Consider the following 14,685-nt stretch of genomic DNA (forward strand, 5'->3'; position numbering starts at 1 on the left):
AGGGGCGTAGGGGGCCGGTCAGGTCGGTCAGGGGGACGCGCGGGGCGGACGGCCGTGGCCGGGACACCGGCTCCGGGCAGGGTGGCGCCGTATGAGTGCGGCCCGCCGGATGTCAGCCCCGCCCGGTACCGTCACGGCCATGTCCACCATGTCCTCCACGACGTCGTCCACACCGAACATGGCCGTCCTGGAAGGCGTACTCGAGCGCATCACGTACGCCAACGAGGAGAACGGGTACACGGTCGCGCGCGTCGACACCGGGCGGGGGAGCAACGACCTGCTCACCGTCGTCGGGTCGCTGCTCGGGGCGCAGCCCGGTGAGTCGCTGCGGATGGAGGGGCGCTGGAGTTCCCACTCGCAGTACGGCAAGCAGTTCACCGTCGAGAACTACACGACGGTTCTCCCCGCCACCATCCAGGGCATCCGCCGCTACCTCGGCTCCGGGCTGATCAAGGGCATCGGTCCGGTCATGGCCGACCGGATCACCACGCACTTCGGCGTGGACACCCTCGACATCATCGAGCAGCAGCCGAAGCGCCTGGTCGAGGTCCCCGGGCTCGGGCCGAAGCGGACGAAGATGATCGCTGCCGCGTGGGAGGAGCAGAAGGCGATCAAGGAGGTCATGATCTTCCTCCAGAGCGTCGGCGTCTCGACCTCCATCGCCGTCCGTATCTACAAGAAGTACGAGGACGCCTCGATCTCCGTGGTGAAGAACCAGCCCTACCGGCTGGCCGCCGACGTCTGGGGCATCGGCTTCCTCACCGCTGACCGGATCGCCCAGGCCGTCGGCATTCCGCACGACAGCCCGGAGCGGGTCAAGGCCGGACTGCAGTACGCGCTGTCGCAGTCCAGCGATCAGGGGCACTGCTTCCTGCCCGAGGAGCGGCTCATCGCGGACGCGGTCAAGCTCCTCCAGGTGGACACCGGGCTCGTCATCGAGTGCCTGGCCGAGCTCGCCGCGGAGCCGGAGGGTGTCGTACGGGAGAAGGTGCCCTCGCCCGAGGGCGGTGAGCCGGTCACGGCCGTCTATCTGGTGCCGTTCCACCGGGCCGAGATCTCCCTCGCCTCGCAGGTGCGCCGGCTGTTGCGGACGCCGGAGGAGCGGATGCCGGCCTTCGGCGACGTGGACTGGGACGCGGCGTTGAAGTGGCTCGGGGGCCGTACCGGCGCGACGCTGGCGCCCGAGCAGGAGGCCGCCGTGCGGCTCGCGCTCAGCCGGAAGGTGGCCGTGCTGACCGGGGGGCCCGGCTGCGGCAAGTCGTTCACCGTCCGGTCGATCGTGGAGCTGGCCCGTGCGAAGAAGGCGAAAGTGGTGCTGGCCGCGCCGACCGGACGGGCGGCGAAGCGGCTCTCCGAGCTGACCGGGGCCGAGGCCTCCACCGTGCACCGGCTGCTCGAACTGAAGCCGGGCGGCGACGCGGCGTACGACCGGGACCGTCCGCTCGACGCCGACCTGGTCGTCGTCGACGAGGCGTCCATGCTCGATCTGCTGCTCGCCAACAAGCTGGTCAAGGCCGTGGCACCTGGTGCCCATCTGCTGCTCGTCGGCGATGTGGACCAGCTGCCCTCGGTCGGCGCGGGGGAGGTGCTGCGGGATCTGCTCGCCGACGGCAGCCCCGTTCCGGCGGTCCGGCTGACCACCATCTTCCGTCAGGCCCAGCAGTCCGGCGTCGTCACCAACGCCCACCGGATCAACTCCGGCCTGCCGCCCCTCACCCAGGGGCTCAGCGACTTCTTCCTCTTCGTGGAGGACGAGACGGAGGACGCGGGGGTGCTGGCGGTGGACGTCGCGGCCCGCCGTATTCCGGCCAAGTTCGGGCTGAACCCGCGCCGGGACGTGCAGGTGCTCGCCCCGATGCACCGCGGACCGGCCGGGGCCGGTCATCTCAACGGGCTGCTCCAGCAGGCCATCACGCCGGGCCGCCCCGATCTGCCGGAGAAGCGGTTCGGCGGCAGGGTGTTCCGCGTGGGCGACAAGGTCACCCAGATCCGCAACAACTACGACAAGGGGGAGAACGGAGTCTTCAACGGGACCGTAGGCGTCGTCACCGCCCTTGACCTGGACGAACAGAAGCTGAGCGTGCTCACGGACGAGGACGAGGAGATCAGTTACGACTTCGACGAGCTCGACGAGCTGTCCCACGCGTACGCCATGACGATCCATCGCTCCCAGGGCAGCGAGTACCCGGCCGTCGTCATCCCCGTGACGAAGAGCGCCTGGATGATGCTCCAGCGAAACCTGCTGTACACGGCCGTGACGAGGGCCAAGAAGCTCGTCGTGCTGGTCGGTTCCAGGCAGGCGATCGGCCAGGCGGTCCGCACGGTTTCCGCAGGCAGGCGCTGTACGGCGCTGGATTACCGGCTGCGCGGAGGCACCGAAGGAGGATCCGCGGAAAAAATGATCGATCAAATCGGTGGGAAACATCACGCAGGTCTTCCGCAACCGCAGTCAAGGGGGCAGGATGAATAAGTTCGCGGCACTCAGTGCCGCGAGTAGGTCCAATGGACGACCCCGAGTGCACTCTCCTGAGCCAAATGGGGGAGGGTGGAGACAGTCAGGGAACCTCGAAGAAGAGGCACTACGTCGGTGAGGGATGACGTGAGCGAGCACACCAGCAACGCTGTAGTACTGCGGTACGGCGATGACGAGTACACCTACCCGGTGATCGACAGCACCGTCGGCGACAAGGGCTTCGACATCGGGAAGCTCCGGGCGAACACCGGTCTGGTGACGCTGGACAGCGGATACGGCAACACCGCTGCCTATAAATCGGCCATCACCTACCTCGATGGCGAGCAGGGAATCCTGCGCTACCGCGGCTACCCCATCGAGCAGCTCGCCGAGCAGTCGACGTTCCTTGAGGTCGCGTACACGCTCATCAACGGTGAGCTTCCGAAGGTCGACGAGCTGTCGGCCTTCAAGAACGAGATCACCCAGCACACGCTGCTGCACGAGGACGTCAAGCGGTTCTTCGACGGCTTCCCGCGCGACGCCCACCCGATGGCCATGCTGTCCTCGGTCGTCAGCGCGCTGTCCACGTTCTACCAGGACAGCCACAACCCGTTCGACGAGGAGCAGCGTCACCTCTCGACGATCCGGCTGCTGGCCAAGCTGCCGACCATCGCGGCGTACGCGTACAAGAAGTCGATCGGTCACCCGTTCGTCTACCCGCGCAACGACCTCGGCTACGTCGAGAACTTCCTGCGCATGACCTTCTCGGTCCCCGCCCAGGAGTACGTGCCGGACCCGGTCGTCGTCTCGGCGCTGGAGAAGCTGCTCATCCTGCACGCGGACCACGAGCAGAACTGTTCGACCTCCACGGTGCGTCTGGTCGGTTCCTCGCAGGCGAACATGTTCGCCTCGATCTCCGCCGGCATTTCGGCGCTGTGGGGCCCGCTGCACGGTGGCGCCAACCAGTCGGTGCTGGAGATGCTCGAGGGCATCCAGGCCAACGGCGGCGACGTCGACAGCTTCATCCAGAAGGTGAAGAACAAGGAGGACGGCGTCCGCCTGATGGGCTTCGGCCACCGGGTGTACAAGTCCTTCGACCCGCGCGCCAAGATCATCAAGGCCGCGGCCCACGACGTGCTGTCCTCGCTCGGCAAGTCCGACGAGCTGCTCGACATCGCGCTCAAGCTGGAGGAGCACGCGCTCAACGACGAGTACTTCGTCTCGCGCAACCTCTACCCCAACGTGGACTTCTACACCGGTCTGATCTACCGGGCCATGGGCTTCCCGAGCGAGATGTTCACCGTGCTCTTCGCGATCGGCCGCCTTCCGGGCTGGATCGCCCAGTGGCACGAGATGATCAAGGAGCCGGGTTCGCGCATCGGCCGCCCGCGCCAGATCTACACCGGCGAGGTCCTGCGCGACTTCGTCCCGGTCGAGGGTCGCTGACCCCCGGACCACCCCCGCACCACCCCGGCCCCGTGGGCCGGTTGCCTTCGCCCCGACTGCCGCGCTTTCGCACAGAGCGCGGTGTCCGGGGCGATTTGCTTGCCCGGAACGCGCCGCCCCCTGCTCGTGCCGTCGGTACGGGAGGAGCGTGTCGTCGGTGCGGGAGGCCTGCGCCGACGGTACGGGTGGACCTGCGTCGCGGTATGAGTGGAGCGTGCCGTCGATACGGGAGCGCTCCCGTAGGAAAGCGAGAAGCGCCCCGCCGTCGATCCCCCCACGGGCCGACGACGAGGCGCTTCCCATATCCCGGAGCGGATTCCCCCCACGGGATCCGGCCGGGCGTTCAGTGGGAGCCGAAGCTCCTGGGTTCCTCGGGTACTGCTCGGTGCTGCGCTTTTCCTCGTACTGCGAACTGCGGTCTGCCGGGGTACGTACCGACGGGAGGGCCGCTCAAAGCTCCCCGGTGCACGTCCCCCGGCCCACGCTTGCCCGGAGCGTCCCCCAAGACTCTCCGACGGACGTCCCCCAAGACATCCTTTGGCATCGCACTCTTAGACTCGCGAACCCACCGAATGGTTACCCCTGAACCGGTGTGATCTAAGTCTCTTTGTGGAAGTTACGTGAAGGACCGCAGGCGCAGGCTGTTCGTCACGACGAAGACCGAGGAGAAGGCCATCGCCGCTCCTGCAATCATAGGGTTGAGCAGGCCAAATGCCGCAAGGGGTAGAGCCGCAACGTTATAGCCGAATGCCCAGAAAAGGTTGCCCCTGATGATGGCCAGGGTGCGCCGGGAGAGCCGGATGGCATCAGCGGCCACCTTGAGATCTCCACGAACGAGGGTCAGATCGCTCGCCTCGATCGCGGCGTCCGTGCCGGTTCCCATCGCCAGACCGAGGTCTGCGGTGGCCAGCGCCGCCGCGTCGTTGACCCCGTCGCCGACCATGGCGACCGCTCGCCCCTGAGCCTGCAACCGCTCGATGACGTGCGCTTTCTCCTCTGGCAGCACCTCGGCGCGGACCTCGTCGATCCCCACCGCGCGGGCCACCGCCTCCGCCACGGCCCGGTTGTCGCCGGTCAGCAGGATCGGCTTCAGGCCGAGCGCGCGGAGGCCGGCGACCGCCTCCGCGCTGGTCCCCTTGACCGCGTCGGCGACCTCGAGCACGCCGCGTGCCTCGCCGTCCCAGGCGACCGCGATCGCGGTACGGCCCTGGGCGGCCGCCTCCGTCATCGCGGCGGCGAGTGCGTCGGGGAAGTCGATTCCGGCGTCGGTGAGCAGCCGGGGGCGGCCGACGAGGACCGCGTGGCCTTCGACGACGCCTTGGACGCCGAGTCCGGGGATGTTGGCGAAGTCCTGGGGGGTGGGGTGGGGTGCTCCGGTGCGTTCGGTGGCTCGGGTGGCGACGGCTTGGGCGATGGGGTGTTCGGAGGCGTGTTCCAGGGCTCCGGCGAGGCGCAGGACGTCGGTCTCGGTGACTCCGTCGGCGGTGTGGACGGTCTGGAGGGTCATTTTGCCGGTGGTGACGGTGCCGGTCTTGTCGAGGACGATGGTGTCGACGCGGCGGGTGGTCTCCAGGACTTCGGGGCCCTTGATCAGGATGCCGAGCTGGGCGCCGCGTCCGGTGCCGACCATGAGGGCGGTCGGGGTGGCGAGGCCCAGGGCGCACGGGCAGGCGATGATCAGTACGGCGACGGCGGCCGTGAACGCGGCCGTCACGTCGTCCGTCACCAGCAGCCAGGCGACCAGGGTGACCAGGGCGATCACCAGGACCACGGGGACGAACACCGCGGAGATCCGGTCGGCCAGCCGCTGCACCTCGGCCTTTCCGTTCTGCGCGTCCTCGACGAGCCGGGCCATCCGGGCCAGCCGGGTGTCGGCGCCGACGCGGGTGGCCTCGACGACGAGCCGGCCGGAGACGTTCACGGTGGCGCCGGTGACGGAGTCCCCGGCCCGCACGTCGACGGGCACGGACTCACCGGTGAGCATCGACGCGTCCACCGCCGACGCGCCCTCGACGACGGTGCCGTCGGTGGCGACCTTCTCGCCGGGGCGGACGACGAAGCGGTCGCCGACGGCGAGCCGGTCCACGGGGACGCGTACCTCCGTGCCGCCCCGCAGGACCGCGACGTCCTTGGCGCCCAGGTGCATCAGCGCCCGGAGGGCGGAGCCGGCCTTCCGCTTGGACCTCGCCTCCAGATAGCGGCCCAGCAGGATGAAGGTGACTACCCCGGCCGCGACCTCCAGATAGATCGTGGAGGCACCTTCGGTACGGGAGACCGTGAAGTCGAAGCCGTGCCGCATGCCGGGCATGCCGGCGTCGCCGAGGAACAGTGCCCAGAGCGACCAGCCGAAGGCGGCGAGGGTCCCGACCGACACCAGGGTGTCCATCGTGGCCGCGCCGTGCCGGAGGTTGGTCCAGGTGGCGCGGTGGAAGGGCAGCCCGCCCCAGACGACGACGGGAGCGGCGAGTGTGAGGGAGAGCCACTGCCAGTTGTCGAACTGGAGGGCCGGGATCATCGCGAGCGCCACGACGGGGGCGGCGAGGACGGCCGAGACGATGAGCCGTTGCCGCAGTGCGGCGAGAGCGGGGGTGGGGGCGTCGTCGGCCGCGGGGCCGGGGGTGGGGCTGGTCCCGGTCCCGGTGGCGGTGCCTTCGTCATCCTCGGTGCCGGCCTCGGCGTCGGGCGCCGGGGCGGGGGCGACGGATCCGGTGTCCTGGGCCGCGGGCGCCGGCGTCCGAGCGGGCGGTGTCGGTTCCGGACGGTGTACGGGCTGCGCCGTGTAACCGGTCTTCTCGACCGTGGCGATCAGATCCGCGAGGCCGGTTCCGGGGCCGAAGGCGACCCGGGCCTTCTCGGTCGCGTAGTTGACGGTGGCGGTGACCCCGTCCATCCGGTTCAGCTTCTTCTCGACGCGGGCCGCGCAGGACGCGCAGGTCATCCCGCCGATCGCGAACTCGGCCTCCGAGCTCTCCGCCACCGGGGCCTCGACATCTGTTGCGCTGTGCATGTCCGAACTCCTGAAACGCCGACCGGGCCGTGCCCCACCAGTATCTGCTGGTCGGCCCGGCCCGGCGGCAAAGGGGTGATGCGGTTGCGGTGGATCCCGAAGAGGTCAGGCGGCCCGGCCGGCGAGCTCGTAACCCGCCTCGTCGACGGCTGCGCGCACGGCCTCCTCGTCCAGGGGGGCCTGGGAGACGACCGTCACCTGGCCGGTGGACGCCACGGCCTTCACCGAGGTGACACCCTCGATTCCGGAGATCTCCTCGGAGACCGCGCCCTCGCAGTGCCCGCAGGTCATGCCGGTCACCTGGTAGACCGTGGTCACGTCGCCCTGCGCGGCGTCCGTGCCCGCGCTGTCGTGGCAGGAGCCGCTGGGCGAGCAGCAGGAGCCGGTCGCCTGGGGGAGCTGGGTCTCGGCGGTCATCGTGTTCTCCTCTTCGACGAGCACAAATGGATGTGGCGGCGGGGGCCCAGAGGGACTCCGGGAAGGCCGGTGCGCCTCCACACTCTCGACTATATACCCCTAGGGGGTATGAAGGCGAGTGGGTCCCCGGGGCAGTGGGCCAACCGGGTGACCAGGTGAGGGGGTGGTCATTCCCGGCGGCCCCGGTTGCCGGGACGGGCGGCGACCCAGGTGCGGATGGTGTCCGCGTACCAGTAGGGCTTACCGCTCTCCACATGGTCCGGAGCCGGAAGAAGGCCGTGTTTGCGGTAGGAGCGGACGGTGTCCGGCTGCACCCGGATGTGTGCGGCGATGTCCTTGTAGGACCAGAGCCTGCTGTCCGTCATGCGTGCCACCTCTCTGTGCCGCAGCGGTGGCCTGGGGGCCGTCGGGGGGAGCTGCGGTACGGACGCTGTCGATCCCTCAGCCTCTGGCCGGTGAACGAGGGCGACGGGAGGTGGGGTGGGGCTGTCGACCGCCTGTGACGGAAAACCCGCGTAACGGAGACATGTGTGACGAGCGGGGCACGTCCGAGACATAACGAACACGGGGCCAGGGCGACGGCGCCCGTCCGGCGGGTGCGCCCCGGCCCCGAGTCCCGGGCGCACCCCGGTCGTCAGGCGTGCCAGAGCGCCGACCAGGTGCGCGGGCCGACCAGGCCGTCCGGGACGAGCGGCGGGTGGTCGGCCTGGAAGCGCTGGACCGCGGCGAGGGTCCGCGCGCCGAACACCCCGTCGACCGCCTCCCACGGCAGGTAGCGCCGGTTGGCGAGCATGCACTGCACCTGGGAGACGCGCTCGCCCTGTTCGCCGAACGTGGTCAGCCCGTCCCCGTCGTAGAAGGCGCAGACGGGGCTGGAGCCGGCCGGGGGAGTGTTGCTCTCGTCGGCTGCGGCGCCGGGCGCCACGGCGAGGGCGGCGGCCAGGGCCAGCGCGGCCAGGGCGGGGCCCCGGGCGGTGCGGCGGAACGTCGGAGTCATGCGGATCACGATGGGGTACTCCTCGGACGATGCGGCGACGGTGACCGGTGCCGGTGGCGGCGGGCCCCGTCCTCTCGTCGAGGACAACAGCGCGTACCGCCGTCACGTCACTCCCGGGACGGCCGTCGGGGCGCGCCCCGCCCCGGCCGGTCGAGGCCGCGACCGCCGCCGGCGCCGTCATTGCCGCCCTCGACCCGGGCGCGGCGGGTAGGAAGGGCGGGTAGAGGAGGCGGGTAGAGGAAGCGGGTAGGGAAGGAGGTATGACGATGCGAGGAGAGCCGGGACATCACCTGCCCGCAGGCAGCACGGCGAGCGGTCCCTACGCCCTGGACATCGGTCCGGAGCGGGCAGGCTGGGAGCGGTCGAGCCTGCGAGTGGTGGAGCTGGAGCCGGGAGGTGTTCACACACTTGTCACCGGAGAGTGCGAATGGATCGTACTGCCGTTGACCGGTGGCTGTACGGTGCACATCTCAGATGAGATCTTTGAACTGCTGGGCCGGAAAAGCGTGTTCAGCGGGGTATCCGACTTCGCGTACGTACCGCGTGACGCCCATGCACAGATCGCCTCCGGCGCAGGCGGCCGCTTCGCCCTGGCAGGAGCGAAGTGCGAGCGAAGGCTCCCCGCTCGCTACGGCCCCGCGCCGGAGGTACCAGTCGAGCTGCGCGGCTCGGGCAACTGCTCGCGCCAGGTCAACAACTTCGCCGCGGCCGACACCTTCGAATGCGACCGGCTGATCGCCGTCGAGGTCCTCACCCCGGGCGGCAACTGGTCGTCCTACCCGCCGCACAAGCACGACGAGCACCACCCGGGCGAGGAGTGCGTCCTGGAGGAGATCTACTACTTCGAGGTGGCGGACGACGGCGTCGGCTACCACCGGGTCTCCCCGTCCCGTCCGGGCGGTACGGACGTCCTCGCCGAGATCCGCAGCGGGGACGCCGTCCTCATCCCCGACGGCTGGCACGGCCCGTCTATCGCCCCGCCCGGCCGCACGCTCTACTACCTCAACGTCATGGCGGGCCCGGGGGAGCAGCGGGAGTGGCTGATCCGCGACCACCCCGACCACCACTGGATCCGGGACATCTGGCCCGCACAGCCGGTGGACCCGAGACTTCCGCTCTACGGGAGCGAGGCGCCCCGGTGACCCCGCCCAGGGCCTTCCCCGGCCGTCCTCCTTGTGTCTACGCCGGGACCGAAACGGCAGACACAGTGTCGGGGCCCCCTCCGGCGCGGGCGTGGTGGGATGTTGAGGTAGCCGGAAAGGCCCACTCGCCCGTCGGAGGTCCCAGCACGGGAAGAGCACGACCGACGCCTCACCGACCGACGCCTCACCACCGACGCCGCCACCTCTGAAGGAGACACAGTATGAAGACCGTCAACCACTGGATCGGTGGCAAGACCGTCGAGGGCGCGTCGGGCAACTACGGCCCGGTCACCGACCCGGCCACCGGAGCCGTCACCACCCAGGTCGCGCTCGCCTCCCTGGAAGAGGTCGACGCCGCGGTGGCCGCCGCGAAGGACGCGTACGCGACATGGGGCACCTCGTCGCTGTCCGCCCGCACCGCGGTCCTGTTCCGCTACCGCGCGCTGCTGGACGCCCACCGCGACGAGATCGCCGCCCTGATCACCGCCGAGCACGGCAAGGTGCACTCCGACGCGCTCGGCGAGGTCGCCCGCGGTCTGGAGATCGTCGAGCTGGCGTGCGGCATCACCACGCAGCTCAAGGGCGAGCTGTCGACCCAGGTGTCCACCCGGGTCGACGTCTCCTCGATCCGCCAGTCGATCGGTGTCGTCGCCGGCATCACGCCGTTCAACTTCCCCGCCATGGTGCCGATGTGGATGTTCCCGCTCGCCGTCGCCTGCGGCAACACCTTCGTCCTCAAGCCGAGTGAGAAGGACCCGTCGGCCGCCAACCTCCTTGCCGAGCTCGCCTCCGAGGCCGGTCTGCCGGACGGCGTACTGAACGTCCTGCACGGTGACAAGGTCGCCGTCGACGGCCTGCTGAACCACCCGGACGTCGCCGTCGTCTCCTTCGTGGGCTCGACCCCGATCGCGCGGTACATCCACGCCACCGCGTCCGCGAACGGCAAGCGCGTCCAGGCGCTCGGCGGTGCGAAGAACCACATGCTGGTCCTGCCGGACGCGGACCTCGACGCCGCCGCCGACGCCGCCGTCTCCGCCGCGTACGGCTCCGCCGGCGAGCGCTGCATGGCGATCTCCGCCGTCGTCGCGGTCGGCTCCGTCGCCGACGACCTGGTCGCCCGGATCAAGGACCGCGCCGAGAAGATCAAGATCGGCCCCGGCAACGACCCGACATCCGAGATGGGCCCGCTGATCACCGCCGCCCACCGCGACAAGGTCGCCTCCTACGTCACCGGCGCGGCCGCCCAGGGCGCCGATGTCGTCCTCGACGGCACCGGACACACGGTCGAGGGCTTCGAGGACGGCCACTGGATCGGCCTCTCCCTCCTCGACAACGTCTCCACCGACTCGGACGCGTACAAGGACGAGATCTTCGGCCCGGTCCTGTGTGTGCTGCGCGTCGACACGTACGAGGAGGGCGTGGAGCTGATGAACGCCTCGCCGTACGGCAACGGCACCGCGATCTTCACCCGCGACGGCGGCGCCGCCCGCCGCTTCCAGCTGGAGATCGAGGCCGGCATGGTCGGCATCAACGTCCCGATTCCGGTGCCGGTGGGCTACCACTCCTTCGGTGGCTGGAAGGACTCGCTCTTCGGCGACCACCACATCTACGGCAACGACGGCGTGCACTTCTACACCCGTGGCAAGGTCACCACCACCCGCTGGCCGGACCCGGCCGACGCCCCCGCCGGCGTCGACCTGGGCTTCCCCAGCAACCACTGACGCCGACCCTCACCCTGACCCGCACAGCACTGCAGGGCCGCTCCCCCGGGGCGGCCCTGCAGCGGTTCGTGGGAGGTCAGCGGCCCGAACCGGCCGCCTCCTCGATCATCCGCTCCATCGGAACGACCGCGACCCGCCCCGAGACGACGAACGCGAGCACCATCGCCGCCACCAGGACCACGGTCCCGGCCCACACCATCGTCTCGACCGGCACGGTGTACGCGCCCACGGCCCGCACCGCGCACTCGCCCAGCAGCGCCGCACCCCACACCGCCGAGAACCGCACCTCGGCCCGCCGGAACGCCGCCGACTCCGTCGAAAGCCGCAGCCAGGCCGCGGACTTGCCGGCCTCGCCCCGCGTCAGCCACGGCCGCAGCCCGGCCGACATCATCGGCCGCCCGCGAAACGCCGTCACCAGGACCACCAGACCGATGGTGCTGCTCACCCCGCTGTCCTTGAGGAGCATCAGCCGCGGGTCACCGGCCACCAGACTCAGCAGCAGCCCCACCGCGTTGACCGTCACCATCAGCGCCGCGAGCCCGTTCAGCCGCCGGTCGCGCACCACACCCCACACCGTCCGCACGCCCGGCACCACACTGCTCCAGGCCAGCGCGCCGAAAGTCCCCATGCCCGCCGCCTTCAGCAGGTAGTACGAGGCGAGCGGCACCGCCACATCCACGAGCAGCGGCATCATGCTGTCCAGCAGAGCCTTGCGCGGGGAGAACGGAACGGCACCGGCCGGAGCATCGGCGACAGGTGCGGTGACTGTGGCGACCGGGCTGCTCATGACGGGTTCCTCCCGTATCGGCGGCGCCCTCGCGGCTCCCGCTCTCGATACGTACAGACTGGCCGCCGGACCCCGGTCCCCGGCAGGGCCGGGTGTACCGATCTCCGTATGACGAATGTCAGTGTCCGCGGGTGACACGGCGGCGCGGCCGCCATGCATGACGAAAGGTCATGTCCCTTCTTCGCGAGGCTGCTTCGGAAACCCGTTCGCCCACGAGGCCCCGCCGGTGCTGGGATGTCCCCATGACCGCCATGGCCGCACCCACCCCACCGCAGCACGAGATCCGCGCGCTTCACACCGACTCGACCGTCACCGTCTACCAGGCGTACTCCCTGGCCCTCGGCCTCCCCGCCGCCCGTGACGGCCGCTTCCCGCCGGCCTGGAAGCGGGACCGCATGACATGGATCAAGCCGAGCTTCCTGTGGATGATGTACCGCTGCGGCTGGGCGGCCAAGGAAGGCCAGGAGACCGTCCTGGCCGTCGAGATCACCCGCGAGGGCTTCGACTGGGCGCTGGCCAACGCCGAACTCTCGCACTACGAACGGGGCGTGCACCCCGACCGTGCCACCTGGCAGCGCACCCTCCGCCGCGCCCCGGCCCGCGTCCAGTGGGATCCCGAGCGCGACCTGCACCTGAACCGGCTCCCGTACCGCTCCCTTCAGCTCGGACTCGCGGGAGAGGCGTCGCGGGCGTACGCGGACGAGTGGACGGTGACGATCCGCGATGTCACCCCGCTGGCCCGGGAGATCCATGAGCTGGCCCGAGCGGGCAAGGCGGATGCCGCGGCCCGGCTCCTGCCGGAGGAGCGGCCGTATCCGGCACCGACGGCCGGCCCGGGAAACGGGATGAATTGAGCGCCCGGCCGATCGGCCCGGCTCGGTAACATGCAAAGCATGGCCATCAAACTTGAGAACGTGGGCATCGCCGTTCGCGACCTCGAAGCAACGATCTCCTTCTTCACCGACCTCGGCCTCACGGTCGTCGGCCGTGACACGGTCAGTGGTGAATGGACCGACACCGCCGTCGGCCTCGACGGCAATCACGCCAAGATCGCGATGCTCCAGACGCCGGATGGTCACGGGCGCCTTGAGCTCTTCGAGTACATCCACCCCGAAGCGATCGAAACGAAACCCACTCTCCCCAACGAGATCGGCATGCATCGCGTCGCCTTCTCGGTCGACGACATCGACGAAGCCCTCGAGACGGCCGCAAAGCACGGATGCCTTCCGCTTCGTGGTGTGGCGACCTATGAGGACGTCTACAAGCTCACGTACCTCCGCGGTCCCAGCGGCATCCTTGTGATGCTCGCCCAGGAGCTGAAGAAGAACTGACGGCTGATCGGGGCAATCGGCCCGGCGCATTCACAAGGCGGGCCTTCCGACTGGTGGGGGAGCGGGATGATTTCCGAGCCGGAGATGGCCGGGGAGTTCGGCGCGTCCGCCGAACCTGAAGTACTGGACCATTCCGGCCCGCAGCCGGAGGGAGATCCCCCGCAGCGGCCTCCGAGGCCGGGGGCCCGGTGGCTGTGGGCGCTCGGCGGGGCTGTGGTGGCGTCGGCCGTGTGGGGGACGGTGCTGCTCACCGGCGGACCGCGTGACGGGGCGCCCGACCAGCACGGGTACCGGTTGGGCCAGGACCCCTGCGCGGCCGTGCGGCTGAAGTCGATCGGCGCGGCGATAGCGCCGAGAGAAACCGAGAGCCGGTTCGAAGCGGGGACGCTGCGGCATGACGCCCTCGACCGGGCCCAGTGCTACATCCCCCTCCGCGTGGAGAGCGGACAGCAGCGGCCGGGCAAGGGCTGGTTCGTCGACTACACCGTCACGATCAGGGTCGCCCTGCACAAGAAGACCGACCCGCGTGCCGAGTTCGAGGCGGAGCGGACCGCGACCGATCTCGGTGTCGACCCGGAGACCGAGGTGGAGGCGGTGCAGGAGCTCGGCGACAAGGCGTACCTGCTCTCCTCGGAGAGCGGGGTGCAGGAGCTGCGGGTACTGGAAGGCGGGGCGGTCCTCTCCCTGGGTATCTCAGCCTCCCTCAACTGGGAGGAGGACAAGGGGCCGGTGCCCGGCGACGAGGAACTGCCGGATCTGGCCCCCCACAAGGCCGCCATGATCAGCGACATGCGCGACCTCATGACCGACCTCAAGAGCTGAAGCCCCGCTCACTCCGACGCGCCGAACCCCCACGTCAGCATCGCGAAGCGCCCGTCGTCCGCCGCCCCCGCCGAGCGGTACGTCGCCTGCGCGGCCTCGTTGTCGAGGTCCACGCCCACCCACATGTCGTAGCAGCCCCGCTCCTCGGCCACCGCCGCCAGCGCCCGCGTCAGCGCACGGCCGATGCCGCGACGGCGGTAGGGGGCGTCGACGGAGAGCTCGTACAGGCACATCTCCGCGCTCTTGTCCGGGTGCAGCATCTCGATGCCGGACACGAAGCCGGCCGGGACGCCGGACACATACGCGATCACCATCAGATGGCCGTCCGCGGCGAGGAAGCGCGCCGCCCACTCCGGGTGTGCCGGACCGTCGTAGAGGTGCTGGGCGGCTTTCAGCTCGGCGACGGTCGTGGCCTGCCGGATTTCCACCGGGTTGTCCATGGAAGGCCTTTCGGAGGTCGGGCCGGGCCGCGCGGCGGGGCATACCGCGAGTGGAGTACGCGGGGTGAGCACCGTACGCCTTGAGGAGGCCGGACACTTCCCCCTGGTGGCAGCTTCGGCGCG

At 70.0% G+C, this 14,685-nt stretch carries 13 protein-coding genes; 7 read left to right on the plus strand and 6 right to left on the minus strand.

The genetic code is table 11. The features are described from left to right. Positions 1-148 precede the first annotated feature (148 nt). Complete coding sequence (locus ACIOEW_RS01445) at positions 149-2,470, plus strand: ATP-dependent RecD-like DNA helicase (RefSeq protein WP_362551829.1); 2,322 nt, start codon at positions 149-151, stop codon at positions 2,468-2,470. 129 nt (positions 2,471-2,599) lie between these two features. Then, positions 2,600-3,898 carry a citrate synthase gene (locus ACIOEW_RS01450; protein WP_401960356.1) on the plus strand — a complete coding sequence of 433 codons (1,299 nt, stop codon included), beginning with the start codon at positions 2,600-2,602 and terminating at the stop codon, positions 3,896-3,898. Between the two features lie 616 nt (positions 3,899-4,514). Here the strand turns inward: ACIOEW_RS01450 and ACIOEW_RS01455 are convergent. The 4 genes from ACIOEW_RS01455 to ACIOEW_RS01470 form a co-directional block, all read right to left on the minus strand. Further along, on the minus strand, positions 4,515-6,905 hold the full coding sequence (locus ACIOEW_RS01455; protein WP_401960357.1) for a heavy metal translocating P-type ATPase: 2,391 nt from the start codon (positions 6,903-6,905) through the stop codon (positions 4,515-4,517). Between the two features lie 105 nt (positions 6,906-7,010). After that, positions 7,011-7,322, minus strand: coding sequence for a heavy-metal-associated domain-containing protein (locus ACIOEW_RS01460; RefSeq protein ID WP_362551721.1), 312 nt, complete (start codon positions 7,320-7,322; stop codon positions 7,011-7,013). A 167-nt stretch (positions 7,323-7,489) separates the two neighbouring features. Then, positions 7,490-7,687 (minus strand): MarR family transcriptional regulator, encoded by a 198-nt coding sequence (locus ACIOEW_RS01465; RefSeq protein ID WP_362551724.1) that lies wholly within the window; start codon positions 7,685-7,687, stop codon positions 7,490-7,492. Between the two features lie 269 nt (positions 7,688-7,956). Continuing rightward, a complete protein-coding gene (locus ACIOEW_RS01470; RefSeq protein ID WP_401960361.1) occupies positions 7,957-8,319 on the minus strand; it encodes a peptidoglycan-binding protein in 363 nt (120 codons plus the stop codon). 260 nt (positions 8,320-8,579) lie between these two features. Between ACIOEW_RS01470 and iolB the strand changes: the two genes are divergently transcribed. Together iolB and ACIOEW_RS01480 are read left to right on the plus strand one after the other, a co-directional pair. Next, positions 8,580-9,461, plus strand: coding sequence for a 5-deoxy-glucuronate isomerase (gene iolB, locus ACIOEW_RS01475; protein ID WP_401960362.1), 882 nt, complete (start codon positions 8,580-8,582; stop codon positions 9,459-9,461). A gap of 221 nt (positions 9,462-9,682) precedes the next feature. Beyond that, complete coding sequence (locus ACIOEW_RS01480) at positions 9,683-11,182, plus strand: CoA-acylating methylmalonate-semialdehyde dehydrogenase (RefSeq protein WP_362551732.1); 1,500 nt, start codon at positions 9,683-9,685, stop codon at positions 11,180-11,182. Between the two features lie 76 nt (positions 11,183-11,258). Here the strand turns inward: ACIOEW_RS01480 and ACIOEW_RS01485 are convergent, their stop codons facing one another. After that, the gene (locus tag ACIOEW_RS01485) at positions 11,259-11,969 is read right to left on the minus strand and encodes a VC0807 family protein (protein ID WP_401960364.1); all 711 of its coding nucleotides are present in this window, start codon (positions 11,967-11,969) and stop codon (positions 11,259-11,261) included. Positions 11,970-12,211: 242 nt separating this feature from the next. Here ACIOEW_RS01485 and ACIOEW_RS01490 point away from each other — a divergent pair, with 242 nt between their 5' ends. The 3 genes from ACIOEW_RS01490 (at position 12,212) to ACIOEW_RS01500 (ending at position 14,122) form a co-directional block, all read left to right on the plus strand. Further along, complete coding sequence (locus tag ACIOEW_RS01490) at positions 12,212-12,823, plus strand: DUF4291 domain-containing protein (RefSeq protein WP_401960365.1); 612 nt, start codon at positions 12,212-12,214, stop codon at positions 12,821-12,823. 39 nt (positions 12,824-12,862) lie between these two features. Further along, positions 12,863-13,300 (plus strand): VOC family protein, encoded by a 438-nt coding sequence (locus tag ACIOEW_RS01495; protein ID WP_362551750.1) that lies wholly within the window; start codon positions 12,863-12,865, stop codon positions 13,298-13,300. A 66-nt stretch (positions 13,301-13,366) separates the two neighbouring features. After that, a complete protein-coding gene (locus ACIOEW_RS01500; protein ID WP_401960368.1) occupies positions 13,367-14,122 on the plus strand; it encodes a hypothetical protein in 756 nt (251 codons plus the stop codon). 8 nt (positions 14,123-14,130) lie between these two features. Here the strand turns inward: ACIOEW_RS01500 and ACIOEW_RS01505 are convergent, their stop codons facing one another. Continuing rightward, positions 14,131-14,550, minus strand: a complete 420-nt coding sequence (locus tag ACIOEW_RS01505; RefSeq protein WP_401960371.1) for a GNAT family N-acetyltransferase — start codon at positions 14,548-14,550, stop codon at positions 14,131-14,133. Between the last annotated feature and the right edge of the window lie 135 nt (positions 14,551-14,685).

Origin of the sequence: Streptomyces sp. NPDC087901, assembly GCF_044742205.1 — a bacterium.
Lineage (GTDB): Bacteria > Actinomycetota > Actinomycetes > Streptomycetales > Streptomycetaceae > Streptomyces.

Coding starts and splice junctions, on each gene's coding strand:
- ACIOEW_RS01445 (WP_362551829.1), top strand. CDS start 149: ATGTCCTCCACGACGTCGTCCACACCGAACATGGCCGTCCTGGAAGGC.
- ACIOEW_RS01455 (WP_401960357.1), bottom strand. CDS start 6,905: ATGCACAGCGCAACAGATGTCGAGGCCCCGGTGGCGGAGAGCTCGGAG.
- ACIOEW_RS01460 (WP_362551721.1), bottom strand. CDS start 7,322: ATGACCGCCGAGACCCAGCTCCCCCAGGCGACCGGCTCCTGCTGCTCG.
- ACIOEW_RS01465 (WP_362551724.1), bottom strand. CDS start 7,687: ATGACGGACAGCAGGCTCTGGTCCTACAAGGACATCGCCGCACACATC.
- ACIOEW_RS01470 (WP_401960361.1), bottom strand. CDS start 8,319: ATGACTCCGACGTTCCGCCGCACCGCCCGGGGCCCCGCCCTGGCCGCG.
- iolB (WP_401960362.1), top strand. CDS start 8,580: ATGACGATGCGAGGAGAGCCGGGACATCACCTGCCCGCAGGCAGCACG.
- ACIOEW_RS01480 (WP_362551732.1), top strand. CDS start 9,683: ATGAAGACCGTCAACCACTGGATCGGTGGCAAGACCGTCGAGGGCGCG.
- ACIOEW_RS01485 (WP_401960364.1), bottom strand. CDS start 11,969: ATGAGCAGCCCGGTCGCCACAGTCACCGCACCTGTCGCCGATGCTCCG.
- ACIOEW_RS01490 (WP_401960365.1), top strand. CDS start 12,212: ATGACCGCCATGGCCGCACCCACCCCACCGCAGCACGAGATCCGCGCG.
- ACIOEW_RS01495 (WP_362551750.1), top strand. CDS start 12,863: ATGGCCATCAAACTTGAGAACGTGGGCATCGCCGTTCGCGACCTCGAA.
- ACIOEW_RS01500 (WP_401960368.1), top strand. CDS start 13,367: ATGATTTCCGAGCCGGAGATGGCCGGGGAGTTCGGCGCGTCCGCCGAA.